General features: G+C 63.5%; 1 protein-coding gene. It reads left to right on the plus strand.

Features of this window, described 5'->3' with window-relative positions; translation table 11 throughout:
* Nucleotides 1-56 precede the first annotated feature (56 nt).
* Nucleotides 57-1,223, plus strand: a complete 1,167-nt coding sequence (locus AC1D2F_RS23875) for an IS30 family transposase (protein ID WP_476967906.1) — start codon at nucleotides 57-59, stop codon at nucleotides 1,221-1,223.
* Nucleotides 1,224-1,252 lie beyond the last annotated feature (29 nt).

A 1,252-nucleotide genomic window follows, 5' to 3' on the forward strand; every position in this document is an offset into this window, starting at 1 on the left:
GGCGAGTTCAGTTCAGGAGGTGAGTGCAACACCCTGAATTCTGTGGGGTGTCGTCGATGGGCAGGCCGTGGTCGCCGTTGAGTGTTCGTTTAGCGTTCTGGGAAGGGCTGGATGCCGGGCTGTCGGTAGCTGTAGCGGCGCAGGCCGCGGGGGTGTCGCGTCCGACTGCGTACCGGTGGTTGAGCGAGCATCAGAAGGTGTTGCCATCGCCGGTTCCGGATTTCAGTGTGCCCCGTGCAGGGCTTTTGTCGTTGCGTGAGCGGGAAGAGATCGGATTTCAGCTTGCCCAGGGCCATGGAGTGCGGCGTATCGCCGGCATTCTGGGCCGGTCTCCGTCGACAATCAGCCGGGAGATCGCGAGGAACCGCGTCAGTGACCGGTATTCGCCATCGCTCGCGCAGGAGCAGACGTGGGCTCGTGCCCGCAGGCCGAAGCCGCGGAAGTTGGACGGGTTAGCGTTACGGGAACAGGTCACCACGATGCTCACCGACCGGTTCAGCCCGGAACAGGTCGCTGGGCGCCTGAAGGTGGAGCATCCGGAGAATCCGGAGATGCAGGTGTCACACGAAACGATCTATCAGGCCCTTTACGTCCAGGGCCGCGGATCCTTGCGCCTGGAAGTTGCGACGGCGCTGCGGTCCGGACGGGTGCGTCGGCGGCCGCAAAGGCCAGAGGGTCCTCGCCCGCAACGGTTCCAGGAGATGGTGATGATCTCTGACCGGCCGGCCGAGGTCGAGGACCGCGCCGTTCCCGGCCATTGGGAAGGGGACTTAATCATCGGTTCAACGGCATCGAAATCCGCGATCGGGACCCTCGTCGAACGCACTACGGGATACGTGATGTTGCTGCATCTGCCCGACGACCATACTGCCCGCACCGTCGCCGACGCCATGATCACCGCGATGAACGGCCTCCCCGAGCAGTTGCGCCGTTCGACGACCTGGGATCAAGGAGCGGAGATGTCCCGGCATCAGGAGATCACGATGGCGACCGGTATGCCGATCTATTTCTGCGACCCACATTCGCCCTGGCAGCGCGGCAGCAACGAAAACACCAACGGGCTCCTCCGCGAGTACTTCCCGAAAAGCACCGATCTGTCGTTCCACGGGCCCGGAATCCTCGAGAACGTCGCCGCGGAACTCAACCGCCGGCCACGCAAACGACACGGCTACCGAACGCCCGCAGAAGTCCTCGCCGAGCTAGTCTCGAACCCAGCCAACTAAATCCCGTGTTGCAGGCACCACTGGAATTC

Source organism: Arthrobacter sp. P1_B3, assembly GCF_056406615.1.

What these genes read in the sequence shown, in the direction of transcription:
- AC1D2F_RS23875 (WP_476967906.1), top strand. Translation starts at nt 57, where the DNA reads ATGGGCAGGCCGTGGTCGCCGTTGAGTGTTCGTTTAGCGTTCTGGGAA.